The sequence below is a fragment of the Pseudomonas sp. RGM 3321 genome (assembly GCF_022836805.1).
In the GTDB taxonomy this organism is placed as follows: Bacteria; Pseudomonadota; Gammaproteobacteria; order Pseudomonadales; family Pseudomonadaceae; genus Aquipseudomonas.
Genome location: NZ_JALHBH010000115.1, coordinates 176,658 through 201,318 on the forward strand (window position 1 = coordinate 176,658; position 24,661 = coordinate 201,318).

Here is a 24,661-nt window from a genome sequence, read left to right on the forward strand (position 1 = left end):
ACAGAGCACAGGAGCCATCGCCATGCTGATACTCGACCGCATTCTGGGCCAGGCCAGCGACCCTGCCCTCGCCGACCGCCTGCATGACCTGAGCCACGCCGGTCAGGTCGAAACCCTGAGTCTGTCCGGCAGTGACATTCAGCGCCATCGCCTGCGCCTGGCCAGCGACCGGGGCACCGACTGCGCCATTCGCCTTGAGCGTCACCAGCAGTTGCGCAACGGCTCGGTGCTGATGCTCGACAGTCAACGCGCCATCGTCGTACAGATGCAGGATCAGGAATACCTCGACCTGTTGCCAAGGGACGCAGCGGCGGCGCTGGAGCTGGGTTATTTCGCTGGCAACATGCATTGGGCGGTGCGCTTTGCCGGTGACATCCTGCAAATCCCGCTCAATGGCCCGCAAGCCGATTACCTTGAACGTCTGGCCCCCATGCTTGCGGACGGCCGGGTGCGATGCGTATGAACGCCATGAGCAGCCTGCTGCTGGCCCTGCAACAGGCCGACAGTTTCTTTCCCGGTGGCGCAGTGGCATGGTCGTGGGGCCTGGAAACCCTGCTGGCTGACGGGTATCTCGGCAATGGCGAAGTTGTCGCGCCGCGCCGCCGACAGCGAACCGTTCGCTTTAACCGCAGTGCCGAGGTGCACGGCTTTGTCGAAGGGCAGTTGCGCCACCGCTGGAACAGTTTTGACCGGGTATTTCTACTTGCTGCATGGCGCACGGCCGATGACCAGCCTGCGTTGATGGCCATGGACGCGCAGATCGAAGCCTTGACCCTCGCCGAGGAACTGCGTCAGGGCTCACGGCGTGTAGGCCAGGCATTGCTGGCCGTGCACGTCGCGTTGGGTACGCAGGATGCGGCGGCTTATCAGCAGCAGGTTCTGGCGGGTAACGCGCATGGGCATTTGCCGGTTGTGCAGGGCTTGCTCTGGAACCGTCTGGGCATGCAGCGCGATCACTGCCAGCTGGCAGCGGCGCACGTTTTGTGTACCGGGCTGGTCAGCGCCGCCGTGCGCCTGGGGGTCATTGGCCATATCGATGGGCAACGGGTACTGACCGATATCCAGCCGCTGATCACCGAGCTGCTCGCAATGGAGCCGCCCGCCCCGGACGACGCCTGTGGTTTCACGCCCATGGCCGAAATCGCCGTGATGCGCCACGAAACCCAGGACCTGCGCCTGTTTGCCAATTGAGCCAGCCACCCTACCGGGAGCCCTGTCATGCTGCTGACGCCTACCGAACTTGAACGACTGACGCTATACACCGCCGCGGAACTGTCACGCAAACGCCGCAGCAAGGGCCTGCGCCTGAACTTCCCGGAAGCCTCGGCCCTGATTGCCGACGAGATTCTTGAAGGCGCACGCGAAGGCCGAAGTGTTGCCGAGCTGATCGGGTTCGGCTCGACCATTCTCAATACCGATGATGTGATGCCAGGCGTTGCCGACCTGCTGCCCGTGCTGCAAGTGGAAGGCACCTTCCCGGACGGCACCAAGCTGGTCACCGTGCACCAGCCCATCAGGCCGGGCAAACTGCCGCTTACGCTCATGCCGACACCTGGCGAGGTACTCTCGCCGGACAGCGACATCCAGCTCAATAGCGGCCGGCCGACCGCGACCCTGCGTGCGATCAATACGGGTGACAGGCCGGTGCAGATCGGCAGCCACTACCATTTCTTCGAGGTTAACAAGGCGCTGGATTTTCCGCGCGAAACGGCCTTCGGCATGCACCTGGACATTCCCGCAGGCACGGCGGTGCGTTTCGAACCGGGCGAGTTGCGCGAAGTGCAACTGGTGCAGTTCGGCGGTACTGGTGACATTCACGGCTTCAGCGGCCTGACCAATGGCAACCTGCACGACCCGGCCTGCAAACAGGCAGCGCTGGAGCGTGCCCGCGCCCAACATTTCAAGGGAGCCTGAAGCATGGCGACGATGACCCGCAAGGAATACGCGGCCATGTACGGCCCCACCAAAGGCGATGCAGTGCGCCTGGGCGACACCTCGTTGCTGGCCGAAGTCGAATTCGACTACTCGGTGCCCGGCGACGAGTGCCTGCACGGCGGCGGCAAAACCCTGCGCGACGGCATGGGCCTGATGCCCGGTCATGACAGCGCCGACGGTGCCCTGGATATGCTGATCTGCAACGCGCTGATCATCGACCCGGTGATCGGTATCGTCAAAGGCGACATCGGTATCAAGGACGGCAAGATCGTCGCGATTGGCAAGGCAGGCAATCCGCAGATCATGGACGGCGTACACCCACAACTGATTTGCGGCGTGGCCACCACGGTACGCGATGCCGAGGGCCTGATCGTCACCCCCGGCGGCATCGACGTGCATGTGCATTTTGATTCGGCGCAACTGTGCGACCACGCGCTGGCGGCGGGCCTGACTACCCTGATCGGCGGTTCACTGGGACCGATCACGGTCGGCATCGACTGCGGCGGGGAATGGAATGTCGGCAAGATGCTACAGGCCGCCGAAGCATGGCCGATCAACTTCGGCTTTCTCGGGCGCGGTAATTCAAGCAAGCCCGAATCGCTGCTCGGGCAATTGCGCGGTGGCTGTCTGGGGTTGAAGATCCATGAAGACTGGGGCGCCATGCCGGCAGTGATAGACACCTGCCTGAAGGTCGCCGACGAATACGACTTTCAGGTCCAGTTGCACACTGACACGCTGAATGAATCCGGGTTTCTTGAAGACACACTGGCAGCCATCGGCGACCGCACCATCCACATGTACCACACAGAAGGTGCAGGCGGCGGACACGCCCCGGACATCATCAGTGTGGCGGGTAAAAGCAACTGCATCCCCTCCTCGACCAACCCGACCAACCCTTACACGGTGAACACGTTCGACGAGCATCTGGACATGATAATGGTCTGCCACCACCTCAATCCGGACGTACCGGAAGACGTGGCGTTCGCCGAGTCGCGGGTGCGGCCACAGACCATCGCCGCTGAAGACATTCTTCACGACACCGGGGCCATTTCGATTCTCGGCTCCGACAGTCAGGGCATGGGCCGCATCAACGAGGTGATCTGCCGCACCTGGCAACTGGCCTCGAAAATGAAAGACCAACGCGGCCGCCTGCCGGAAGAAACCACAGCACTGGGCGACAACGAGCGGATCAAGCGCTACATCGCCAAATACACCATCAACGCTGCGCGGGTGTTCGGCATCGACAGCTACATCGGCTCGCTGGAGCCCGGCAAACTGGCCGATCTGGTGCTGTGGCGACCGGCGTTCTTTGGCATCAAGCCGGAACTGGTGGTCAAGGGCGGCTTTATTGTGCAGGGCGTGATGGGCGATTCCGCCGCCTCGCTGTACACGTGCGAACCCTTGGTGATGCGCCCGCAATGGGGGGCGTTTGGCGAGGCGAAACAGGCGCTGTCGGTCAACTTCGTCAACCGCCTCGCCGTCGAGGCCGACACCGCCACGCGCCTGGGGCTCAAGAAGCAACTACTGCCTGCGTTCGGCACCCGCACCCTGCGCAAGTCCGACATGTTGCACAACGATGCCTGCCCGGACATCCGCGTCGACCCGCAGACCTTCGACGTGTATGCCGACGGCGAGCGTCTTTACTGCGAACCGGTCAGCGAAGTGCCCCTCGCACAGCGTTACATGCTGCGCTGAACCTCCATCACACAGGAAGCCCGACGATGAGCCTGCCCTTGAATGCACCCGCCACGCACACCAATGTCCAGCCTCACCCCGGCGCAGCGCGCGTCGGAATCGGCGGCCCGGTAGGCTCGGGCAAAACCCGTTTGCTGGAACAACTGATTCCACGCTTTATCACGCGTGGAATCGAGCTTGCGATCATCACCAATGACCTGGCCACTCGCGAGGATGCCGAGCGCGTGCAGCGCAGCGGCCTTATCGACCCGCAACGGGTGCGCGCGGTGGAAACCGGTGCCTGTCCGCACACCGCCATTCGCGAAGACCCAACCCTCAACCTGCAAATGGCTGACGAGCTGGAAGCACATTTCGGCAATCTCGACCTGGTGCTGATCGAGTCCGGCGGCGACAACCTGGCCTCGACCTTTTCGCTGGACCTGGTGGACTACTGGATCTTCGTCATCGACGTCGCGGGCGGTGACGACATACCGCGCAAACGTGGCCCAGGCGTATTGAGCTGTGACCTGCTGGTGGTCAATAAATATGACCTGGCGCCTTATGTAGGCGTTGATCTGCCACGCATGCGCCGCGAATCGGCGGAAGCGCGAAACGGCCGACCCGTCCTGTTTACCAACTGCGGCACCGGTGAAGGTGTCGACGCAGTGGTTGACGCGATAAGCCGCGCCGTATTGTTCGACCGCCCATGAACGCCCATCAAACGTTACTGCCCGTCCAGACCAAAACCACGGCGCATATCGCCTTCAGCAAAGCGCCTTCGGGGGCCAGTTATGTGTCCCGTCAGGAAGTCGGCTACCCCTTCCACCTGGGCCGCACGCTGAAACTGCCACAGGACCCGCCCGGCATGGCGGCGATTTATCTGCAGTCCTGCTCGGGCGGCCTGTTTGCCGGGGAAACGCTGCACCTGCAACTGCACGCCGGGCCGCACACGCAGGTGCACGTCAGCACGGGCGCGGCGACGGTCGCCCACAGCATGCTTGAAAAGCCCGCGCGGCAGAACGTCATCCTGACCGCCGAAACCGGCGCACTGCTGGAATACCTGCCGATGGCGACCATTCTGTTCCCGCAGGCACGCCTGCACAGTGTGGTGAACGTCACGCTGCACCCGAACGCAAGGGTGATGCTTTGCGATGCATTCTGCTTGCACGTCCCGCAAGGCAGCGCAGGATTACCCGGTTCTTATCGCGCCGATCTGCACATACAGTGCCCCGACGGAAAGTTGCTGGCGGGGGATCGGCTGGCGTTGACCGGCGAAGACCTGCAACGGCGTTTGCCAGGCGTCAGCGCTGAGCTACAGGCTTTGGCGACCTTCATGCTGGTAGGACAGGGTTTACCTGTGGAGGATGTGAAACGGGCCTTGCGCGACGCATTGCGCGTCGTCCCCGAGAGCTATCTGGGCGTCAGCGCCCTGCCGAACGATTGCGGCGTGTCTGTGCGCATCATGACCGCCGATGCGGTGGCGTTGCGAAACGCCCAGCACTTGGCCTGGGCGTGCGCTCGCCAGCAACTGACCGGCATTGCGCCGCGGGTGCGGCGCAAGTGAAACAGCGCGGGTTTGATCGTGGCACCGAGGCTGATGCAGAGTGATGCAGCCCCGGTCGTCACACTGGCTCAGCGATAACGTTCAAGCCAGTGAGCGTAAGGCGCTGGCAGGGTCCAGGCCGATTTTTCGACACCCAGTTCTTTCGCTGCGAAGTACGCCCAATGCGGGTCGGCCAGATGCGCACGGCCTATCGAAACCAGGTCGAGCTGGCCGGATTTAACCGCTTCTTCCGCCAGTTTCGGCTCGCCAAAACCCCACGCGCTGGTCACCGGAATGTCCGCTTCACGGCGCACACGCTCGGCAATCGGCCCCATGAACGCAGGCCCCCACGGAATGTTGGCGTCTGGCGTGCTGAAACCGACGCTGACACTCAACAGGTCCAGACCACCGGCCTTGAAGCGACGCGCCAGTTCGATCGATTCGGTGAGGGTCTGTTCGTCACGACCGTCGTACTCAAGTACGCCAAAGCGTGCTGTCAATGGCAGGTTTTCCGGCCAGACTTCACGCACCGCTGCCAGCGTTTCAAGCAGGAAACGGCTGCGGTTATCGAAGCTGCCGCCGTATTCATCGGTACGCTGGTTGGAGTGCTCGGAGAAAAAGCTCTGCCCCAGATAACCGTGGGCAAAGTGCAGTTCGATCCACTCAAAGCCCGCATCACGAGCACGACGGGCGGCATCGACGAAGTTCTGACGAACGCGGGCGATATCTTCCAGGGTCATGGCGCGCGGGACTTTCGGCAGGTTGGCACCGAACGCAATAGCGGAAGGCGCAATAGTGTCCCAACCGCGCGAATCGGAAGCGACAATGTGGTCGTCGCCTGCCCATGGACGATTGGCGCTGGCCTTGCGTCCTGCGTGGGCGATCTGGATGCCCGGCACGCAACCTGCGTCCTTGATGGCTTTGACAATCGGCACGAACGCCTGCGCCTGCTCATCGTTCCAGATACCGGTGCAACCGGGGGTGATGCGCCCTTCCGGTGCAACCGCGGTGGCCTCAACCACCAGCAAACCTGCACCGCCACGCGCCATACTGGCAAGGTGAACATGGTGCCAGTCATTGACTACCCCGTCGATTGCCGAGTATTGGCACATCGGAGGAATGGCGATTCGGTTACGCAGCGTCACGTCTTTCAGTTTGAAGGGTTCGAACAATGCAGACATTGAAAAGCTCCCGTAAGCCAGATGACTTTTGATTTCAGTTGTTCGATGGTAATCGAACTATGGCAATCAACGGAAGCCTTGATATCATTCGCACCATGCGAACCTTCCAACACCCCGATCCAGAAGACCTCACCCTTGAACGCGTGCTCTACGCCTTGAGCGACCCGGTGCGCATGGAAATTGTGCGCTACCTTGCGGGTGTCGCCGAAGCCACCTGCGGTGAGCTGGACGGTGGCCGGCCGAAATCCAGCATGTCCCACCACTTTCGCGTTTTACGGGATGCAGGGCTTGTGCAGACGCGAAACATCGGCACCACGCATATGAATTCGTTGCGCACGCAGGTGCTGGAGAGCCGGTTTCCCGGGTTGCTGGGGAGTATTCTGGCGCAGCGGTAAAGCAGCAAGGCGCAAGTCCTGTGCTGCCACTTCCATTACATGAATGCGAAAACGCCCGGTATCAGCCAATTGCCTGATACCGGGCGTTTCTTTGCTGCTGCGAATCTATTTACCGACGCGCTTGTCAGGCTGCATTACAGCTTAAATTTCCCCACTTCCATCTGCAGACTGGTGGCCAGTTTTTTCAGCCCGCCGCTGGTCTTGAGCAGTTCCTGAACCGACATGTTGTTCTGTTCGGCCATTTGCGCAGAACGCTCGACATTACGTGCCACATCCTGGCTGGCTGCGGTTTGCTCACGCAGTGCAAAGGATATCTGGTCGACCACTTGCAGAACCTTGCCCGAACTGTCGCGAATCTCGATGATGGCCTGACCGGCCGTGCCAGCCATCTCCACACCCTGATTCACTTCCTGAACACCGCTGCGCATGCTCTCGACCGTTTCGCGTACGCCTGCCTGAATTTTCTCGATCATTCCGGCAATTTCCTTGGTGGACTTGCCAGTGTTCTGCGCCAGCAGGCGCACTTCGTCGGCAACCACTGCGAAGCCGCGACCCTGCTCACCGGCACGAGCCGCTTCGATCGCCGCGTTGAGCGCCAGCAGGTTGGTCTGGTCGGCAATGCCTTGAATCACGCTGATGATCGATGAAATGTGCTCGGAGTGCTGACCCAGGCCTGCGACCTGTGTTGACGAAAGCTGCACGGTTTTGGCAATGCCGTTCATGCTGGACAGCGTATTTTCGATGACCTGCGCACCATCCTTTGACTGCTGACCCGAACGACTGGCGAGTTGATGCGCCTCATCGGCATTTTCGGAAACGTGGTGAATGCTGACGGTCAGCTCTTCAATGGTGGCCGCCATCATAGACGCAGACGTCGACTGTTCCTGAATTGCACCGGAAAGTTGCTCGGATGCACCGGAAATCTGTTGCACGGCAAGTACCAGTTGATTGGCTGCCTGGCTGATCTGTTGAATCATCTCACGCAGGCGGTTTTGCATGCGATCAAACGCTTTCGGCAGTTCGTCGTGGCTGCTGGTGTCGATTACCGTGTCCAGCTTGCCATTGGCAATTGCCGTTGCAGCATCGATGGCCAGTTGCAGGCGTGCTGTAGTGCTGCGTCCCAATGCGGTGGCCAGGATAGCCGAGAGTAGCGCTGCCGCAAGGCCGCCACACATCAGAATCATGATAGCGAAATGCTTGGCGTCCAGCATACTCTGGGTTCTTTGCACCAGAAGCTTGTTCTCGGTGGCGCTGATTTCAGCCAACAAAGCACGCATGCTGTCCATCTTGGCCTTATCGGCACCGGAGGTAATGCGACTATCCAGCTCGTCATCGGACATGTTACGGGCGGTCAGGTCGCGGCGCAGGGCGATGATCGGATGGATATCTTCATCGAGCCAGCGCTTCTGAGTTTCACCCAGCGAGGCCAGGCGACGCTGTTGCTCCGGGTTATCGGCGGTCAGGCGCTTGAGCGAATCGAGCTCTTCGGTGAAGCGCTTTTCACCTGCTACCAGCGGCTCGAGGAACGCATCTTTCGAGGCGATGACGAAGCCTCGCATACCCGTTTCGATGTTAATCAGTTGCTCAAGAGCCAGTTGTGCATCACTGAGTACCTGATAGGTATGGACGTTGCTGTTGGTAGCGTCTTCAACCTGCTCAAAGCCTCTGTAGGCGCTGAACACCAGCACGGCGATTAGAACGACTATAGCAACGAAACTGAAATACAGTTTTTGCGAGATGCTGAGTTTGCTGAACATGATGTCAATCCTGAGCCGTGCCTGTCCGTGGCAGGGTGATGAACTAGCTAGTCGGCAGAGGAGTATTGGAACTATTCTGCGCGAGTAATGTCATTTCGACACCCCTATTGTCGTCCGTACTTTCTGTAACTTTAGGGCCCGACTTCAGGCACGCCGCATGAATAGCATTTTTCTTAGTCAACCCTATGATAAGGCTGAATAAAACAATTTAAATGACGACTAACATTCAAATTATACGCAACTAAATTCGCTAAAATATTGACGTTATAAAAGCGTCATTAATCTGCTATATAAGTTTGGACATGCGCGATGCAATGACTCTTTTGCGCCTTTTGAGCGGAGAATATCGGTGAGGTACGTGCACCGTTAGTTGGGAAAAGTCATACTAATCGTTCAACATATTACCCGCCGCAGTGCCTCCCTCCATCCCAGATACAAACCCTGCAGATTCCTGCCGGGAACGGGGTCGAAGCGTTCGCGCTGTCTTTCCAGCGCTTGCAGGTCGGCGGCGTTATTCCAGAGGCCGAGGGCCTTGCCCGCCAGGTGCGCAGCACCCAGCGCCGAGACCTCAGGCGACAGGCTGCGGATCACCGGGCATTGCAAAAGATCTGCCAGAAACTGCATGAGCCAGCGATTGCGGGTTGCCCCACCATCCACCCAAAGCTCTTTGAGCGGCGTGCCGATGTCAGCCTGCATCGCATCGAATACATCGCGAATCTGATAACCGATGGACTCCAGCGCAGCGCGCATGATGTGGGCGCCGGAAGCCCCTTCGGTCAAGCCGCAGATCAGCCCGCGGGCGTCAGCCTGCCAGTGTGGCGCGCCCAGTCCGGACAGCGCCGGTACAAAGTACACGCCGCCATTGTCGGCCAGTTGCGCGGCCTGTTCGCTCAGGGCATCCATGGACTCTCCGACCACCAGTCGCGCGGCCCATTGCACCGCTGCTCCGGTGTGCACGATGTTGCCTTCCATTGCATAAGTCGATGCTGCGCCATCATGCCAGGCCAGTGTCGTCGAGAGACCGTGGCTGGAGGCGATAGGCCCGGCCATTGGCGTCATCAGCGAAGAGCCGGTGCCCAGGGTCGCCTTGACCAGTCCGGGGGCAAAACCGCCCTGCCCGTAAAGCGCAGCATGCGAATCGCCGATCATCGACAGAATCGGAATACCGGCGTCCAGCCCGCCGACCGCTACGGTATGAGCAAACAGGCCGGCACTGGGCTGAATGCTGGCCAGTGCAGCAGCAGGGATCGAAAACAGCTCAAGCAATTGCGGGTCCCAGTCGCAGGTCTGCAGGTTGAACAACTGGGTGCGTGCCGCGTTGGAATAGTCAGTCGCGAAAGCTTGCCCTGCGCTGAGTTTCCAGAGCAACCAGCTGTCGATAGTCCCCAGGCAGATTTCCCCTGCTGCTGCGCGAGCGTGACCGTCGTCCAGGTGATCGAGAATCCAGCGCATTTTGCCAGCAGAGAACATCGGGTCGAGGGCCAACCCGGTTTTGCTCAGAATCATGGCTTCGTGACCCTGGGCATGCAGCTCGGTGCACAGCGGCAAGGAACGACGGCATTGCCAACTGATGCAAGGCGACAAGGGTGCCCCGCTCGCCCGGTCCCACGCCACCACCGACTCGCGCTGATTGCTGATGGCCAGTGCGCTGATCGGGCGCCGCAGACCAGTCATGCAGTCTGCAATCGCCTCAAGCGTAGCTTGCCAGATCAGCAATGGGTCCTGCTCTGAATAACCGGCTTGCGGGTGGCTGATGTTCAAGGGCCGTGAACCACGGGCGACGACTTGCCCCTGTTCATTGACCAGCACGGCCTTGGCATTGCTGGTGCCTTCATCAATGGCCAGAATCAGCGGGGAGTTTTCATTCATGGTCTGGTTACTCGACATGCAGAAATGCCCCTAACGCAAACGTGCGGCGGCCGCGACAATGCCGTCTGCATCAATGCCATGCAAGGCACGCGTCGGCTCACGGGCACCGGCTGCTGCATACTCACCATCGCCGATGCCCAGGCGAATCAGGGTGATGCCCAGCGCGTTCTCGGCGAGCAATTCGGCCACCAGGCTGCCGAGCCCACCATTGATGTTATGTTCTTCGACAGTAATCACCCCGCGACTGCCGCTCAAGGCGTTGAGCAGCGCATCACGTTGCAGTGGACGAATCGAAGAAAGGTTGATGACCTGCGCGTCGAGCCCCTGCTCCGCCAGCTGCGCCGCAGCGTCTACCGCCTCATGCACCACCGAACCCAGTGCGACGATGGTCAGGTCTGAACCACGACGCAGAATATCGACTTTTCCGGGTACGAAGCGGTAGCTGGGGTCATGCAGTTCACGCAGCGGCTTGCCATCAAGGCGGATGTACACCGGGCCGTGATAACGCAGGGCGTAATAAATGATCTGCCGACACTCCAGCGGGTCGGACGGCGCGAAAATCTGTACGTTGCCAAAGCCGCGCATGACCGAGATGTCGTCCAGGCAATGATGGGTGCTGGCCAGCGGCCCATAGCTGGTGCCCGCATTGAGCCCGAACATTTTCACGTTGGCCTGGTTGTAGCAGACGTCAACCTTGACCTGCTCGCAGGCCCTGGAAATCAAGAACGGCGCAGCGTTGCAGGTGGCGGCGATCTTGCCCCCCAGCGCCAGGCCCGCTGCCACACTGACCAGCGACTGCTCGGCAATGCCGACATTGATTACCCGCTCCGGAAAACGCTGCATGAAGGGGGCGATCTTGGCGGTGGAAGTCGAGTCGCTGACCACTGGCACCAGGTCCAGGCCTTCGTCGACGGCCGCGATAAACGCGTCCACCATCACGCTGGCAAAATGCTCACTCGACATGATTCAACTCCTCCAGTGCTGCGCTGACTTCATCACCTTTCGGCACCCGGTGGTGCCATTCGGACCGCCCTTCGATAAACGACACGCCCTTGCCTTTGATGGTGTGGGCGATCAGCACCTGAGGCGCGCCTTTGCGCAGTTGCATCTGCTCCAGCGCCGTCACCAGTTGCCCGACATCGTTGCCATCACATTCGCTGACCGTGAAGCCAAACGCCGCCCATTTCGCATCCAGCGGGTCCAGCGGCATGATCTCTGCCGTGAGGCCAGCCAGTTGCAGTTTGTTCTTGTCGACGATCACAAACAGGTTGTCCAGGCCGTACTTGGCGGCTGCCATTGCCGCCTCCCAGTTCGAGCCTTCCGCCAGTTCGCCGTCGCCGGTCAGCACGTAGATTCGTTTGGTGCTCCCGGACATCTTCGCCGCCAGCGCCAGGCCTACCGCAACCGGCAGGCCGTGGCCCAACGCACCGGTATTGAGCTCGATGCCCGGCGTTTTCTGCCGCACCGGGTGGCCCGGCAGACGCGAATTGAAATGCTGATACTCGGGCAGCCACGCTTCGGGGATATAACCGGCCTGGGCCAGACAGCAATACAGACCACCGACGCCATGGCCTTTGCTCTGGATGTAGATATCACGCGCCGGGTCTTCTATGCGCTCGGGGCTGATGTCGAGAATACGGAAATACAGGGTCGCAAGAATGTCGGTTTCCGAAAGGTCGGCCCCCGTATGCCCTCCCGCAGGCGATCCGGCATTCAGGGTGATGACATTACGCCTGATCAGGCGTGCCTGTTCTTTGATCTGCTGGGCATCGTAGCGGAAGGCATTCATGGAGCGGCTCCTGTAGGGCTGGCCACGCGGCGATTCATTTGTTGTTCTGAAAAACGCTTGAATATTTATTCAGTACTGAAAATATATTTATATTTAGACGCCGATCGCCCAACAGGTCAAGCAGGCGCGCACCTGAAAAATCAAAAAACGTCGGATACATTTTTTGCCGACGACATTTGAAGCAGCTGCGCGAGGCTCTGCCTTGAGGCTCACAGGGATGTTTGAGGTGTATTCGCAAGGAATGAAGAAAATTAAACCGCTTGACTTTGCTCAGCCGGAGACGGAATCTGAATTAACAGTCAGGCATGCATATATATTCAGGCAGCCAGAACGAACTCCAACAACAATAAATCCGGAGACCCCCATGGACGCTAAAGCCCCTGCTCATCAGGCCGCCGCAAAACCGTCAGGCCGGGCGTGGTTGCTCAAGCTGCTGCCTGACAACATAGGTGGGCCGTTGATTGGCCTGGCCCTGCTGCTGGTGGTCTTTTCCTTCAGCTCCGAATTCTTCTTCACCCTGCGCAACGGTCTGAACATCCTTGACCAGGTGACAGTGCTGGGCATTCTCGCCATCGGCATGACGGCGGTGATCGTCATCGGCGGCATCGACCTGTCTGTCGGTTCGGTGCTGGCGTTTTCGATGATGATGCTGGGCTGGCTGTATCAGGACCAAGGCCTGGCGCTGGGCCTGGCGATCCCGGTAGCCATAGCGACCGGCATGCTCGCCGGGCTGGTTTCCGGATTGCTGATTACCTACGCCAGACTGCCTGCCTTTATCGCCACACTGACCATGATGTCGGTCGCCCGAGGTCTGGCAAACATTCTTACCGAAGGTCGGCAGATAGTCGGTTATCCGGAGTGGTTCACCAGCCTGGCTACCGTGCGCCATTTCGGCTTTCTGTCGGCCACAGTCGGGTTGTTCCTGGTCATGCTGGGCGTGGCCTGGGTGTTCCTGCGCTTTCGGGCCGGTGGGCGCAACCTGTACGCCATTGGCGGCAGCCCTGAAGTGGCAAGGCTTTCAGGGATCAAGGTGCGAGCCATCACTTTATGGGTGTACGCCATCAGCGGCGCGCTTGCCGGTATCGCCGCGGTGACGATGGCCGCCCGCCTCGACTCCTCGCAACCCAGCGCCGGGCTGACGCTGGAACTGGACGCCATCGCCGCAGTGGTCATCGGCGGTGCCAGCCTCAGCGGCGGTGTCGGCAGCGTCGGTGGCACGCTGGTCGGTGTACTGATCATCGGCGTGCTGCGCAACGGCCTCAACCTGCTTGGCGTTTCGCCCTTCATTCAACAGGTCGTCATCGGCGTGGTAATTGCCCTCGCCGTGACCATCGATACCTTGCGTCGCCGCTCCAACAGTGCTCACTAAGCGTTGTCGTTTTGTGCTTGACCGATGTTGACATCCCCAACAATAAAATCAGGAGTCACCGCCATGTTCATGACCAAAAAACTGCTGCTCGCCACGGCTCTGGCCGCCGCCACCCTCACCACAGCAGGCTCGACCTGGGCCAAAGAGCTGACCATCGGCCTGGCCGTAGCCAATCTGCAGGCTGACTTCTTCAACCAGATCAAACAGTCGGTCGAAGCCGAAGGCAAAGCCCGCGGGGTGAAGATCATTACCGTCGATGCGCAGGGCAATTCATCGACTCAGGTCAGTCAGATCGAGGACCTGATCACCCGCCAGATTGACGCGTTGATCTACATTCCCGCAGGTGCCACTGCCGCTGGCGTGCCGGTCAAGGCCGCCAAGGCTGCCGGGATTCCGGTAATCGCAGTGGACCGCAATGCGCCTGACGCGCCCGGCGACACGTTTATTGCCAGCGACAGCGTGGCCGGTGCGCGCACGCTTGCCGAATACGTTGGCAAGGTGACTGGCGGCAAAGGCCGCATCGCCATCCTTCAAGGGCAGTTGGGCACAACCCCGGAAAACGACCGGGCGAAAGGTTTCCAGGAAGGTTTGAAAGGCTTTCCCGGCCTCAAGGTCGTTGCCGAACAGCCTGCCGAATGGGCGCAGGACAAAGGCTTTGCAGTCGCTCAGGACCTGTTGCAGCGTGACCCGAACATCAGCGTCTTTTTCGGCCGCGCTGACGCGATGGCCCTCGGTGCTGCCCAGGCGGTAAAAGTCGCCAACCTCGGGCAACCGGTGGTCATAGTCGGTTTTGACGGCGACGTGGCAGGCCTCAAGGCGGTGGCAAGCGGCGTGCTGCAAGCAACCATGACCCAGCAGACACAAAAGATGGGGCGCATGGCCGTTGCCTCCGCACTTGACCTCAAGGCTGGCAAAGCCGTGCCCAAGGAACAGCTGCTGGAAACTGTGCTGACCACCAAAGACAACGTCACGCCTTTCCTGCAACAGCACCCTTGAGCCACGGAGTCCGCCATGCAAGCTGCTCTGGATAACCCGACGCTCCATAACCCTGAGGTCACCCCTGCAGCAGTGCTGTGCCTGCGCAACATCGGCAAGACCTACGGCCCGGTGCAGGTGCTTTCGCAGATCAATGTCGACGTGCGGCCAGGTGAAGTGCTCGCCCTGCTCGGTGAAAACGGCGCAGGCAAATCGACCTTGTCGTCGATTATCGCGGGCCTGGTGCAGCCTGAAGCGGGAGGCTCCATGAGCTGGCTCGGCGAGGATTACGCGCCAGCCTCTCCGGGGGCGGCGCTGGGCGCTGGCATCGGCCTGATTCATCAGGAGATTCGCCTGCTGGCGCAGTTGTCGATTGCCGAAAACATCTTTGTCGGGCGGCTGCCCATGCGCCACGGCAAGGTCGATCGGGACTACATGCAAGCGCAGGCACAGAAGCAGTTGGAACGCCTCGGTCTTGATGTGTCCGCTTCGCGCAAGGTCGAGGGTTTAAGCGTCGCGGCACAGCAACTGGTCGAGATCGCCAAAGCCCTGACCCTGAACGCACGCCTGCTGATTCTCGACGAGCCCACCGCCGCTCTTGGCGGTGAAGAAACCGAGCTGCTGTTTCAGCAGGTCGAGCGCCTCAAGGCTGAAGGCGTTTCGTTCATCTATATCAGCCATCGCCTGGAAGAAATCGCGCGAATCGCCGACCGTATTCTGGTACTGCGCGATGGCCGACAGATCGCGCTCCATGCCACCGCACAGGTGCCGGTGCGCGAACTGGTCGAACAAATGGTCGGGCGCAGCCTGGAACGTATCTTCCCCGTCCTGCAAGCGCCGCAGGACAAGGTGATGCTGCAGGTCAAGGACCTCGCCTGCCGCGAGTTTGCCTTGCATGGTATCGACTTCAGTGTACGCGCCGGTGAAGTGTTCGGCATCGCTGGTGTGGTTGGTGCAGGCAGAACCGAACTGATTCGGGTGATTGCAGGCGCAGCCAGGGATATTCAGGGCCACATGCAACTGGATGGCGAAACCGTTCAACTGCACTCCCCCTCGCAAGCAATTCAGGCGGGCGTGGTGCTGGTGCCTGAAGACCGCAAGCAACAAGGCGTGGTGGTCGAGCACCGTATCGAAGACAACCTGGTCTACGGCAACACCGATCTGTTGCACAGCGGCAACTGGGTATCGCCCAAAAGCCTGCACGCGTTTGCCCGAAACGCCATTTCGCGCCTCGGCGTAAAAGGCGCGCCCGAGCAGCGAATCGACAGCCTGTCCGGTGGCAATCAGCAGAAAGTCATCATCGCCAAATGGCTGGCCCGTAACCCCAAGGTGTTCATTCTCGACGAGCCGACCCGAGGCATCGACGTCGGTGCGCGGGCGGCGATCTACGAGGTGATCGCCGAGCTGGCGGCAACCGGCATGGCCGTGATCGTGGTCAGTTCCGACCTCGACGAAGTGCTGGGTTTGTCACACCGGGTCATGGTCATGAGCCGTGGCCGGCAGATGGGCATCCTTGAACGTGGCGAAGCGACACCGGTGTCAGTCATGGAAATGGCCACCGCCTGAGAGCCAACACACTGATTACGTGGAGAACGACATGCAACTTTTTCGTCTGGATGGCCAGGTGGCCTTTGTGACCGGAGCCGGCAGCGGCATTGGCCAGGCCATTGCAGTCGGCCTTGCCGAGGCCGGCGCTGACGTGGCGTGCTTTGACTTGCCAGGCAGCGCGGGCATCGGCGGCACCGTAGAACGCATCAACGCACTGGGCCGACGCGCGCTTGCCCTGCAAGGTACTGTCACCGACCGCGCGACGCTGGATGCAGCCATCGCGCGTACCGAAACTGAACTGGGCGCGCTCAGCGTGGCCGTCAACTGTGCCGGGATCGCCAACGCGCAGGCCGCCGAAGACCTGGAACTGCAACGCTGGCAAACCATGCTCGACATCAACCTCACCGGCATCTTTCTCAGTTGCCAGGCCCAGGCGGCGGTCATGCTGCCACGCGGAAAAGGCGCCATCGTCAATATCGCCTCGATGTCCGGCAGTATCGTCAATCGTGGGTTGCTGCAAGCCCACTACAACGCCTCGAAAGCGGGCGTCATTCACCTCAGCAAAAGCCTGGCGATGGAATGGGCAGACAAGGGTTTACGGGTCAACTGCATCAGCCCCGGCTACACCGCCACGCCCATGAATTCAAGGCCGGAAGTGGCCGAGCAAGTGAAGATATTCGAACAGACCACGCCCATGGGGCGTATGGCCAGCGTGGACGAGATGGTCGGCCCGGCGGTCTTTCTGGTCAGTCAGGCGTCATCATTCTGTACCGGCGTCGATCTGCTGGTGGACGGCGGATTTGTCTGCTGGTGAGCCAGTCCTGTCAATCACTGGAGCACGCACATGTATCAACGTTTCAGCGGAAAAACCGTGGTCATCACCGGCGCTTGCCGAGGCATCGGTGCAGGCATCGCCGAGCGCTTCGCTCAGGAAGGTGCCAATCTGGTGCTGGCCTCCAACGACCTTGAGCGAGTGACGTTCACCTCTGAACAACTGGCCAGCGAATACTCGGTCAACAGCCTGGCGCTGCGCATCGACGTTACCGATGAGGCCGACATACAGCGCCTCTACCAGACCGCCAACGAGCGCTTCGGCAGCATTGATGTGTCGGTGCAAAACGCCGGCATCATCACCATCGACCATTGCGAAAGCATGCCCCGCGCAGACTTCGACAAGGTCCTGCAGGTCAACACCACCGGCGTCTGGCTCGGCTGTCGGGAAGCCGCCCGCTACATGGTCAGACAAGGCAGCGGGAGGCTGATCAACACATCTTCAGGCCAGGGCCGTCAGGGCTTCATCTACACTCCACATTACGCAGCGAGCAAAATGGGCGTGATCGGCATCACGCAAAGCTTGGCGCTGGAACTGGCGCGGCACAACATCACAGTGAATGCCTTCTGCCCAGGCATCATCGAAAGCGAAATGTGGGACTACAACGACCGCGTCTGGGGTGAAATCCTCGGCACCGAAGAAAAACGCTATGCCAAGGGCGAACTGATGGCCGAGTGGGTCCGCAACATCCCCATGCGTCGCGCCGGCAAACCCTCGGACGTCGCCGGGCTGGTCGCATTCCTGGCCTCGGATGACGCCGCCTACCTGACCGGCCAGGCGATCAACATCGATGGCGGGCTGATCATGTCCTGAGCGCTGTGGCAGGCACGACCCGCTGCCAGTTTGATATCCTCGCCGCCACTTTGGATATCGCTATCATTTTTTGGGGCCTGCATGAGCCAGATCGAAGAACAACGGCTGATGAGCAAGATCGCCAGCCTCTATTATGAAGAAGGACTCAAACAGTCCGAGATTTCCACCCGCCTCGACCTGTCCCAATCCTTCATCAGCCGCGCCCTGCGCCGTGCGTTGCAGGAAGGCGTGGTAAAAATCACCGTCATGCGCCCGCAAGGCCTGCACCTGGAGCTGGAAAGCCGCTTGCAGACCCTGTACGGCATACGCCAGGTGATCGTCGTCGAAGCCACCGAGCCGGACAACGAAGAAAGCATCAAGCAAGCCATCGGCTCGGCCGCCGCGCATTACCTGGAAACCAGCCTTAGCGCTCAGGACCACATAGGTATCTCCTCCTGGAGCAGCACGATCCGCGCGATGGTCAGCCACATGCACCCCCAGCCGGGCAAACAAAGTGCCCAGGAAGTCGTGCAACTGCTCGGTGGCGTCGGCAACAAAGGTGCCTTTGAAGCCACCCTGCTCACCCAGCGCCTGGCCACCCTCCTCAACTGCCCCGCCTTCCTGCTGCCTTCGCAGAGCATCGAGCAATCGGTAGAAAGCAAACAGCGCATCGTCGAAATGGAAGAAGTCAAAGAAGTCCTCCAGCGCTTCGACAGCATCACCCTCGCCATCGTGGGTATTGGCGAACTCGAACCGTCACAACTGCTGCGCAACAGCGGCAACTACTACACCGAAGACATGCTGCGCGTGCTCGCTGAACGGGGTGCGGTGGGTGATATCTGCCTGCGGTATTTTGATGCCCAGGGCAAACCGGTGCTGGAAGAGGATGAAGAGTTTGTGGTGTCGATGGGCTTGCCGAAGTTGCGCTCGATCAATCGCGTGCTGGGGTTGGCTGGGGGGGCGAGGAAGGTGCAGGCGATCAAGGGTGCGCTGTTGGGGGGGTATCTGGATGTGTTGATTACCGATTTGGTGACTGCGCGGGGGTTGGCGGATTGAGCCCCTTATCCCGCATGTTATTGCAGGGCTACGCTTGTTAGCCCTTACACACATCCTGCGAAGCGGTAATAGGCATAACCCTCCTCGGAACCAAAACCTCCGTACCAGGGAGTGAGACAAGCTCAATGACGCCCATAATGCACATGAGTGACTGAACGCCATTTTTGTCAGGCGCACCACCGACACCTACTAAAGCTTCGTAGTCTTTTCCGGGCTCTAGCTTGAACACCAGAGCTTGCTCAGGGCAGGAAGAATAAGTGCTACCAAAATTACCGACACCCGCTCCTGATGTCGCTATCTGGAAGGGTGCATCCGTTCTGACGCGATACTCTGTTACGACCTCTTTGTAAAATCCTTCAGCCATCTGCCTTATACCCATGTACTGAATAAGTTCAGGCGCGGCTCTTTTCGGCATGCCGAGAATAGCGGGTTCGAGGGGATACTGAGGGGTGTTGAGACTCGGCCTTCCCTCTGAAGTGAAACGGCCAGCTTCAGCCATCTTGTGTCGACTGGCGGGGCGGCAATTGCCGACTATGGTGTCTCCGAAGGCATTCGAGTTTGTGATCACTCGCAAGCGTGCGGAGTTTTCTGACTGAGCGGGCTCGACGTAAGGCGCTGAAGGTATTCCGGAACAACCAAAAAGCGATACAGCGACCAACGATGCAATAGCGACAAACCGCATACCATGTCCTTAAGCTTTAAAAACTCACAAAACCCCGGACACATGGCCGGGATTTCGTAATCAATACTCTGATAGCGTTAAGTTGATGCACACAATCACTGGATACCGCTCGCCAACGACGTATGCAATCAAAATGCCTTCACTTAACAAATAGGCTGCACCTCGGTAAACGCGAAGTCAAGCAAACGCTCCAGAACTTTTAAGCATCTCTTCCCTAGCCTGCGTCTTAGGTTCGGTGTGAAAAGTCGGCGCCAGCCTCACACTCCGCGCTGCGCCGCCAACACTTCCGGCCGATGAGAAAACAGTTGTAGAAACGCCCCGCCCAGCGCGCAGCCCGCCATCACGAAGAAGCACACTGTATAGCCACTGAGGCTGGTCCAGCCGCCGCCCATGGAAATCAGTGTGCCCATGAGTACCGGTGCAATACCGCCGCCGATGAACATCGCCGTGGTGATGATGCCGTTGGCGGTCGACGTTGCAGAGGGTTGTGCAGAGTCGGACGCAACCGCGTAGTAGATGGGCCAGACGGCATTGGCGACCAGGCCGAAAAGCAGTTGCACGGCGATGACGATCAGGATGGTGTTGGCGAAGTAAAAGGCACCAACACTGACCGCCATCCATAGGCCGCAAATGATCAGGGTTATGCGCCGACCAATGATGTCCGACAACGAAGGCCAGATCAGTTGCCCGAGGATACCCGTCAGCGTGAACACGACGCTCATTCCTGCCGATTCGGCCAACGACAGGTTGAGGATGTTGTACAGATAGGCTGGCAGGACAATGTTGACGCCCATGTAAACCACTTGCGTGAGCATGGTGTTACCGGCTGTCAGGGCGATATTACGGTTACTCAGCGTGGCCTTCACTGACTTCCAGACCTGGCCTTTGACGTTGGTCGACGGCGTGCTGTCCGGCGGGGTCATGCCTTTGGCGTCAATGTCCACATACAGTTTGGTGATGCGCTCGGCCGTCGAGTAGCGCGCCCAGAAGATCATCAGCGGCAGAGCCACCACGAAGGCAAAGAAGAACACATAACGCCAGTTTTCCTCACCGAAGGTGCTGATCACGAAGCTCGCGACAATGCCACTGAGCATCGCGCCGATGGGGTAACCGGTGTGGTGTGCGCCCAGAGCAAAACCGCGGCGCTCCACCGGCCACCATTCAGCCGTGTTACTGACCCCGACCGGCTCGCCCCAGCCAGCACCCAGGTTCACACCCACCCGCAAGGCGATGAAACTCGCAAGGCTGCCACTCAACGCCTTGAAGCCTGAGAGAAAGGACAATGCGGTGTAGCCCAGTACCAATGGCACCTGAAAGCGTGCCCGCTTCCAGCCGCCGCCGTAACGATCACTCCAGATGGAGCCTGGAATATCGAGAACGGCCAAAGCCAGCATGACGACGGTGGCCACCGTACCCCACTGGTCCGCAGACAATTCGAAATGCTTGGAAATCGTCGGCCCCAGGCGCAATACAATCTCGCGGTCATAGGCATTCAGAATCCAGATCATCCAGCAGACCAACAACGACACCCACGAAAACCGGTGAATCTTGCCCAGCGATGCATTCTTGTTATTTGGCATGGGAACTCTCCAGGCGTGCCAGGCACGCCCAAGCGAGAAAGGGTCAGTCGTCCTTAACGTTCAGGTTGAGTCTGTTGACGGGTTAACTGGCAAAGCGCCTCTCAGCGATGCCTTGCACGCCAAGCCCGGTGATCGCAAACAAGGCACCGCGTTGCTGGCCATCTTCCGGAAAGCGTGGCAACGGCGGCTTGGCCATGGAGGTGACATACAGCGTGTCCAGGTTCGGTCCGCCGAAGGTCAGGCTCGTCACTTTCTTCACGGGCATGTCGATGATGCGATCCACCTGCCCGTCCGGGGTGTAACGCACCAGTTTTCCGGCGTAGACCAGCGCTTGCCACAGGCAGCCTTCGGCATCGACGGTGCAGCCATCCGCCGCGCCTCCTGCTGAGGTTTCGACCTTGGCGAAGGTTCGTCTGTTGGCAACTGCGCCGCTGGCGTTGTCGTAGTCATAGGCCCAGATATCCCCGGACCAGGTGTCAGCGAAATAAAAGGTTTCACCGCCCGGGCTCCAGCACGGGCCATTGGACACGATAATGCCCTCATCCAGCGTGTGCAGGCTCAGGTCCGGGTCGAGGCGATACAGCTTCGCGCTGGCCTGATCCTCCCGAGTGTCCATTGAACCCACGATAAACCGGCCCTGCCGATCCACCTTGCCATCGTTGAGGCGATTGTCGGGCAGCCCCGGTTCGGGGTCGACTATCAGCTCGAGATCACCGGTCGGCAGATCAAGGTTGTAAATACCCGTCTGCAACGCAACGAGCGCCGCGTCGCCATTCCTGCGCAGGGCCATGGAACCGATTTTCTGGCCGACATCCCAGGCTCGCAACTCGCGCCCGTCATCCGTACAGCGCAGAACACGACCGTCAAAACTGTCGATCCAGTACAGACGCTGTTGCTCGACATCCCAGACCGGGCCTTCGCCCAGCGTGGTCTTCACGTCGACAACGATTTCGATACGCATTTTTCACCTCTGTCTTGTTGTTATTGAGATGACACGTTTTGCGAGACTAGAAATTAACCTTGTCCTGCCCCTTCAGATCAAGCATTTCACGGGCTTCATCAGGCGTTGCCACCTGCCCGCCCAGCGCTTCTATAACTGTGCGGATACGCTTGACCTGATCGGCATTGGACGCCGCCAGTTTGCCCGGTCCATCCCACAGCGAATCTTCAAGACCGACCCGCACATGACTGCCCATCGACAGGCCCATGGTGCCCAGCGGAATCTGATTGCGACCGGCCCCCAGAATCGACCATTGGTAAGCGTCACCAAACAGACGGTCGGCCGTGCGACGCATGTGCGCCAGGTCCTCGGGGTGCCCGCCGATACCTCCGCGCAAACCAAACACCGACTGAATGAAAATCGGCGCCTTGAGCAGCCCGCGCTGCAGAAAATGCGCGGCGGTATACAGGTGGCCGATGTCATAGCATTCGATTTCAAAGCGCGTGCGGTTCTCGGCACAGGTATTGAGGATGTGCGCGATGTCGCGGAAGGTGTTGCGAAAGATCCGGTCATCACTCTCGGCCAGGTACGGCCGTTCCCAGTCGTGCTTGAATTCGCTGTAGCGATCGAGCATTTCGTACAGCCCGAAGTTCATTGATCCCATGTTCAACGAGGCGAGTTCCGGCTTGAGTTGCGCCACTGGTTGCAAACGCTCTTCCACGCCCATGGTCGGCGCACCGCCGGTGGTGATATTGATCACCACATCGCTCCTGGCCTTGATGTGCGGCAGGAATTGCCGAAACAGATCGACATCCTGACTGGGCCGCCCGTCAACCGGGTCGCGGGCATGCAAGTGGACAATAGAGGCCCCCGCTTCGGCGGCACCGATGGCTGCATCGGCGATTTCCTGCGGCGTGATCGGCAAATGAGGCGACATCGAGGGCGTATGAATGGCACCCGTGACGGCACAGGTAATAATGATCGGACGTTTCTTGGGCATGAGCATTCTCCGTTCTTGTTCTTGGCGAGAAAGTCTGGTGTGGAACACGACTCGGACGCTGTCCGGTCCTATCGAGCCTGATACTTAGAGGTATTCGACGTTGCCATCCACACTGATGGCCTGGCCCGTGACATTGCGTGCGGCGGGCGAGCACAAGAAAAGCGCCATCGCGGCAACGTCCTCGGCAGTGACCATGCGCTTGAGCGAAATCTTTTTCAGGTACTCCTCGCGCATCTCCTCCTCAGGCACATTCATCTGTTGCGCACGGGCACGAATCACGCCGTCCATACGCGGGCCTTCGACGATGCCGGGCAGCAAGGCATTGACGCGGATGTCGCTCTCACCCAACTCGGACGCCAGGGATTTCATCAGGCCGACAATCGCCCACTTGGTCGCCGCGTATGGTGTACGCCAGGCGTAGCCCAGACGACCGGCGACAGACGCGATATGGATCAGATGAGCGTTGGGCGACGCCTTTAGCAGCGGCACCGCGTGATGAGCAAAGCGGTATTGCCCGGTGAGATTGATGTCGATGGTGCGCTGCCACTCCTCTTCACTAATGGCATCAATGCCTGCCGTAGGGCCAGCGATTCCGGCGTTATTGATCAGCACATCAAGACCGCCGAACTGTTCACGCTGCACCCTGAACACCGCTTCGATCTGCACCGGATCAGCAACGTCTGCGCACGTGGCAACGCTGCCTGGATGGCGATCAAGGAATGCCGCAATGGCCGCCTCGCTGACATCACACACATGTACCTTTGCCCCCGCTTCCATATAAGCCGCCGCCAACACCTCACCGATCCCGGCGGCACCACCGGAAATCAGCACGCGCAGCCCTGTGTAGGGAACCAGCCGATTGAGAACACTCATGCTTTTTTCACTCCCGAGACCCGCGACCTGGAGCGGTCGCTCTTTGCGATCAGGCGCGTCAGAGAATCAGCCGCCTGCATGATGTCGTCGGTGACCGCTGCACGAGCGGCCGCCCCATCACGCGCCGCCAGCGCCTCGACGATACGGTTGTGTGCCTCCATCGAACGCTGAAGGTGCGCCCTGTCAGGCGCGACCAGCGCGAAACAAGGGCCTATGTGCAGCCAGAAATTCTCTACTGCCGCAACGATCAACTCGGCCTTGGCGACCGCATAAATGCGTCGGTGAAAGGCAAAGTTGGTCCACAGGTAAAGGGCCACATCAACGCTGTCTGCAGCCTTCTGCATCTGCTCGCAGAGCTGGCTGATGTCTGCAAGATCGGCGTCATTGGTCAGAATGACCGCCTTCTCGGCCAACAGACCTTCCAGCGCGACCCTGGCATCACGAATTTCGCGCAGCCGCTCCGGGGTCATCATAGGTACGCGTAGACGAGCGGTTTCGGTGACTTCGAAGGCGTTCTCTGCACTGAGACGATTCAATGCCTCGCGCACCGGCATCGGACTGGAGCCCAGCGCCTCGGCAAGACCACGGATCGTCAGCTTCTGACCCGGCTGAAAGCGCCCGCTCATCAGCGCTTCACGGATCTGTCGGTAAACCTGGTCCTGGAGGGTATCGCGGGAAACCTGGCGCATGGCGGGCAGGAGGATCGGACGGTCTGTCATGGGGAGTGACTCATATTGGCGTTCTCCCCCGGTGTCAGGGTAGTTGTCGTGTCCCCCGCTTTTTAAAAAGTATTCCGGGGGCGGCAAGAGTATGGTCATGCCTTTCTACTCAGAAGAACGTAAAGCTGCACTGCTGAAAATGATGCTGCCAC

Annotated in this window: 24 protein-coding genes; 13 read left to right on the top strand and 11 right to left on the bottom strand. The window is 59.8% G+C overall.

What is annotated here, in order from left to right:
• Positions 1–22: 22 nt before the first annotated feature.
• From ureE to RGM3321_RS18955, 6 genes are read left to right on the top strand one after another with little or no spacing between them, the layout of a single operon-like run.
• Complete coding sequence (ureE, locus tag RGM3321_RS18930) at positions 23–463, top strand: urease accessory protein UreE (RefSeq protein WP_244394366.1); 441 nt, start codon at positions 23–25, stop codon at positions 461–463.
• On the top strand, positions 460–1,191 hold the full coding sequence (locus RGM3321_RS18935; protein ID WP_244394367.1) for an urease accessory UreF family protein: 732 nt from the start codon (positions 460–462) through the stop codon (positions 1,189–1,191). Before ureE ends, RGM3321_RS18935 begins: the two co-directional genes overlap by 4 nt.
• A gap of 27 nt (positions 1,192–1,218) precedes the next feature.
• Complete coding sequence (locus tag RGM3321_RS18940) at positions 1,219–1,914, top strand: urease subunit beta (RefSeq protein ID WP_244394368.1); 696 nt, start codon at positions 1,219–1,221, stop codon at positions 1,912–1,914.
• Between the two features lie 3 nt (positions 1,915–1,917).
• The gene (ureC, locus tag RGM3321_RS18945) at positions 1,918–3,630 is read left to right on the top strand and encodes an urease subunit alpha (RefSeq protein ID WP_244394369.1); all 1,713 of its coding nucleotides are present in this window, start codon (positions 1,918–1,920) and stop codon (positions 3,628–3,630) included.
• A 26-nt stretch (positions 3,631–3,656) separates the two neighbouring features.
• A complete protein-coding gene (ureG, locus tag RGM3321_RS18950) occupies positions 3,657–4,319 on the top strand; it encodes an urease accessory protein UreG (RefSeq protein WP_244394370.1) in 663 nt (220 codons plus the stop codon).
• Entirely contained in the window at positions 4,316–5,173 is an 858-nt protein-coding gene (locus tag RGM3321_RS18955; RefSeq protein WP_244394371.1) for an urease accessory protein UreD, read from the top strand. The genes ureG and RGM3321_RS18955 overlap by 4 nt, the downstream gene beginning before the upstream one ends.
• A gap of 68 nt (positions 5,174–5,241) precedes the next feature.
• On the opposite strand, the gene RGM3321_RS18960 is transcribed toward RGM3321_RS18955, so the two are convergent.
• Positions 5,242–6,333: an NADH:flavin oxidoreductase/NADH oxidase gene (locus RGM3321_RS18960; protein ID WP_244394372.1), complete on the bottom strand. Its 1,092-nt coding sequence runs from the start codon at positions 6,331–6,333 to the stop codon at positions 5,242–5,244.
• A gap of 59 nt (positions 6,334–6,392) precedes the next feature.
• Here RGM3321_RS18960 and RGM3321_RS18965 point away from each other — a divergent pair, with 59 nt between their 5' ends.
• Positions 6,393–6,728 (top strand): helix-turn-helix domain-containing protein, encoded by a 336-nt coding sequence (locus tag RGM3321_RS18965; RefSeq protein ID WP_005779766.1) that lies wholly within the window; start codon positions 6,393–6,395, stop codon positions 6,726–6,728.
• A 134-nt stretch (positions 6,729–6,862) separates the two neighbouring features.
• Here RGM3321_RS18965 and RGM3321_RS18970 read toward each other — a convergent pair whose 3' ends face one another.
• The 4 genes from RGM3321_RS18970 to RGM3321_RS18985 all read right to left on the bottom strand — a co-directional run bounded on the left by RGM3321_RS18970 (position 6,863) and on the right by RGM3321_RS18985 (position 12,143).
• Complete coding sequence (locus RGM3321_RS18970) at positions 6,863–8,485, bottom strand: methyl-accepting chemotaxis protein (protein WP_244394373.1); 1,623 nt, start codon at positions 8,483–8,485, stop codon at positions 6,863–6,865.
• Between the two features lie 393 nt (positions 8,486–8,878).
• Entirely contained in the window at positions 8,879–10,354 is a 1,476-nt protein-coding gene (locus RGM3321_RS18975; protein ID WP_244394388.1) for an FGGY-family carbohydrate kinase, read from the bottom strand.
• 30 nt (positions 10,355–10,384) lie between these two features.
• Positions 10,385–11,317, bottom strand: a complete 933-nt coding sequence (locus RGM3321_RS18980; protein WP_244394374.1) for a transketolase C-terminal domain-containing protein — start codon at positions 11,315–11,317, stop codon at positions 10,385–10,387.
• The gene (locus tag RGM3321_RS18985) at positions 11,307–12,143 is read right to left on the bottom strand and encodes a transketolase (protein WP_244394375.1); all 837 of its coding nucleotides are present in this window, start codon (positions 12,141–12,143) and stop codon (positions 11,307–11,309) included. Before RGM3321_RS18985 ends, RGM3321_RS18980 begins: the two co-directional genes overlap by 11 nt.
• 364 nt (positions 12,144–12,507) lie before the next feature.
• On the opposite strand from RGM3321_RS18985, the gene RGM3321_RS18990 reads away from it, so the two are divergent.
• From RGM3321_RS18990 to RGM3321_RS19015, 6 genes are all read left to right on the top strand, one after another.
• Positions 12,508–13,512, top strand: coding sequence for an ABC transporter permease (locus tag RGM3321_RS18990; RefSeq protein WP_054070966.1), 1,005 nt, complete (start codon positions 12,508–12,510; stop codon positions 13,510–13,512).
• A gap of 63 nt (positions 13,513–13,575) precedes the next feature.
• Entirely contained in the window at positions 13,576–14,508 is a 933-nt protein-coding gene (locus RGM3321_RS18995) for a sugar ABC transporter substrate-binding protein (protein ID WP_244394376.1), read from the top strand.
• Positions 14,509–14,523: 15 nt separating this feature from the next.
• Complete coding sequence (locus RGM3321_RS19000; protein WP_058407601.1) at positions 14,524–16,053, top strand: sugar ABC transporter ATP-binding protein; 1,530 nt, start codon at positions 14,524–14,526, stop codon at positions 16,051–16,053.
• Positions 16,054–16,084: 31 nt separating this feature from the next.
• Positions 16,085–16,849 carry an SDR family oxidoreductase gene (locus RGM3321_RS19005; RefSeq protein WP_244394377.1) on the top strand — a complete coding sequence of 255 codons (765 nt, stop codon included), beginning with the start codon at positions 16,085–16,087 and terminating at the stop codon, positions 16,847–16,849.
• A 30-nt stretch (positions 16,850–16,879) separates the two neighbouring features.
• Positions 16,880–17,680 (top strand): SDR family oxidoreductase, encoded by an 801-nt coding sequence (locus RGM3321_RS19010; RefSeq protein WP_244394378.1) that lies wholly within the window; start codon positions 16,880–16,882, stop codon positions 17,678–17,680.
• An 81-nt stretch (positions 17,681–17,761) separates the two neighbouring features.
• On the top strand, positions 17,762–18,715 hold the full coding sequence (locus RGM3321_RS19015; RefSeq protein ID WP_244394379.1) for a sugar-binding transcriptional regulator: 954 nt from the start codon (positions 17,762–17,764) through the stop codon (positions 18,713–18,715).
• Positions 18,716–18,752: 37 nt separating this feature from the next.
• On the opposite strand, the gene RGM3321_RS19020 is transcribed toward RGM3321_RS19015, so the two are convergent.
• From RGM3321_RS19020 to RGM3321_RS19045, 6 genes are all read right to left on the bottom strand, one after another.
• Entirely contained in the window at positions 18,753–19,397 is a 645-nt protein-coding gene (locus RGM3321_RS19020; RefSeq protein ID WP_244394380.1) for a hypothetical protein, read from the bottom strand.
• A gap of 257 nt (positions 19,398–19,654) precedes the next feature.
• Positions 19,655–20,977, bottom strand: coding sequence for an MFS transporter (locus RGM3321_RS19025; protein WP_244394381.1), 1,323 nt, complete (start codon positions 20,975–20,977; stop codon positions 19,655–19,657).
• 82 nt (positions 20,978–21,059) lie between these two features.
• On the bottom strand, positions 21,060–21,938 hold the full coding sequence (locus RGM3321_RS19030) for an SMP-30/gluconolactonase/LRE family protein (protein WP_244394382.1): 879 nt from the start codon (positions 21,936–21,938) through the stop codon (positions 21,060–21,062).
• Between the two features lie 46 nt (positions 21,939–21,984).
• Positions 21,985–22,917 carry a 3-keto-5-aminohexanoate cleavage protein gene (locus RGM3321_RS19035; RefSeq protein WP_219171327.1) on the bottom strand — a complete coding sequence of 311 codons (933 nt, stop codon included), beginning with the start codon at positions 22,915–22,917 and terminating at the stop codon, positions 21,985–21,987.
• 84 nt (positions 22,918–23,001) lie between these two features.
• On the bottom strand, positions 23,002–23,790 hold the full coding sequence (locus RGM3321_RS19040; protein ID WP_244394383.1) for an SDR family oxidoreductase: 789 nt from the start codon (positions 23,788–23,790) through the stop codon (positions 23,002–23,004).
• Positions 23,787–24,509, bottom strand: coding sequence for a GntR family transcriptional regulator (locus RGM3321_RS19045; RefSeq protein ID WP_244394384.1), 723 nt, complete (start codon positions 24,507–24,509; stop codon positions 23,787–23,789). Before RGM3321_RS19045 ends, RGM3321_RS19040 begins: the two co-directional genes overlap by 4 nt.
• Positions 24,510–24,661: the final 152 nt, after the last annotated feature.

Bases quoted from the DNA above. Each gene is read 5' to 3' on its own strand.
- RGM3321_RS18980 (WP_244394374.1), bottom strand. From the start codon at position 11,317: ATGTCGAGTGAGCATTTTGCCAGCGTGATGGTGGACGCGTTTATCGCG.
- RGM3321_RS18995 (WP_244394376.1), top strand. From the start codon at position 13,576: ATGTTCATGACCAAAAAACTGCTGCTCGCCACGGCTCTGGCCGCCGCC.
- RGM3321_RS19005 (WP_244394377.1), top strand. From the start codon at position 16,085: ATGCAACTTTTTCGTCTGGATGGCCAGGTGGCCTTTGTGACCGGAGCC.
- ureE (WP_244394366.1), top strand. From the start codon at position 23: ATGCTGATACTCGACCGCATTCTGGGCCAGGCCAGCGACCCTGCCCTC.
- RGM3321_RS19025 (WP_244394381.1), bottom strand. From the start codon at position 20,977: ATGCCAAATAACAAGAATGCATCGCTGGGCAAGATTCACCGGTTTTCG.
- RGM3321_RS19015 (WP_244394379.1), top strand. From the start codon at position 17,762: ATGAGCCAGATCGAAGAACAACGGCTGATGAGCAAGATCGCCAGCCTC.
- RGM3321_RS19000 (WP_058407601.1), top strand. From the start codon at position 14,524: ATGCAAGCTGCTCTGGATAACCCGACGCTCCATAACCCTGAGGTCACC.
- RGM3321_RS18940 (WP_244394368.1), top strand. From the start codon at position 1,219: ATGCTGCTGACGCCTACCGAACTTGAACGACTGACGCTATACACCGCC.
- RGM3321_RS18985 (WP_244394375.1), bottom strand. From the start codon at position 12,143: ATGAATGCCTTCCGCTACGATGCCCAGCAGATCAAAGAACAGGCACGC.
- RGM3321_RS19035 (WP_219171327.1), bottom strand. From the start codon at position 22,917: ATGCCCAAGAAACGTCCGATCATTATTACCTGTGCCGTCACGGGTGCC.
- RGM3321_RS18965 (WP_005779766.1), top strand. From the start codon at position 6,393: ATGGCAATCAACGGAAGCCTTGATATCATTCGCACCATGCGAACCTTC.
- ureG (WP_244394370.1), top strand. From the start codon at position 3,657: ATGAGCCTGCCCTTGAATGCACCCGCCACGCACACCAATGTCCAGCCT.
- RGM3321_RS18960 (WP_244394372.1), bottom strand. From the start codon at position 6,333: ATGTCTGCATTGTTCGAACCCTTCAAACTGAAAGACGTGACGCTGCGT.
- RGM3321_RS18975 (WP_244394388.1), bottom strand. From the start codon at position 10,354: ATGAATGAAAACTCCCCGCTGATTCTGGCCATTGATGAAGGCACCAGC.
- RGM3321_RS19010 (WP_244394378.1), top strand. From the start codon at position 16,880: ATGTATCAACGTTTCAGCGGAAAAACCGTGGTCATCACCGGCGCTTGC.
- RGM3321_RS18955 (WP_244394371.1), top strand. From the start codon at position 4,316: ATGAACGCCCATCAAACGTTACTGCCCGTCCAGACCAAAACCACGGCG.
- RGM3321_RS19030 (WP_244394382.1), bottom strand. From the start codon at position 21,938: ATGCGTATCGAAATCGTTGTCGACGTGAAGACCACGCTGGGCGAAGGC.
- RGM3321_RS18990 (WP_054070966.1), top strand. From the start codon at position 12,508: ATGGACGCTAAAGCCCCTGCTCATCAGGCCGCCGCAAAACCGTCAGGC.
- RGM3321_RS18970 (WP_244394373.1), bottom strand. From the start codon at position 8,485: ATGTTCAGCAAACTCAGCATCTCGCAAAAACTGTATTTCAGTTTCGTT.
- RGM3321_RS19020 (WP_244394380.1), bottom strand. From the start codon at position 19,397: ATGCGGTTTGTCGCTATTGCATCGTTGGTCGCTGTATCGCTTTTTGGT.
- RGM3321_RS19040 (WP_244394383.1), bottom strand. From the start codon at position 23,790: ATGAGTGTTCTCAATCGGCTGGTTCCCTACACAGGGCTGCGCGTGCTG.
- RGM3321_RS18935 (WP_244394367.1), top strand. From the start codon at position 460: ATGAACGCCATGAGCAGCCTGCTGCTGGCCCTGCAACAGGCCGACAGT.
- ureC (WP_244394369.1), top strand. From the start codon at position 1,918: ATGGCGACGATGACCCGCAAGGAATACGCGGCCATGTACGGCCCCACC.
- RGM3321_RS19045 (WP_244394384.1), bottom strand. From the start codon at position 24,509: ATGACAGACCGTCCGATCCTCCTGCCCGCCATGCGCCAGGTTTCCCGC.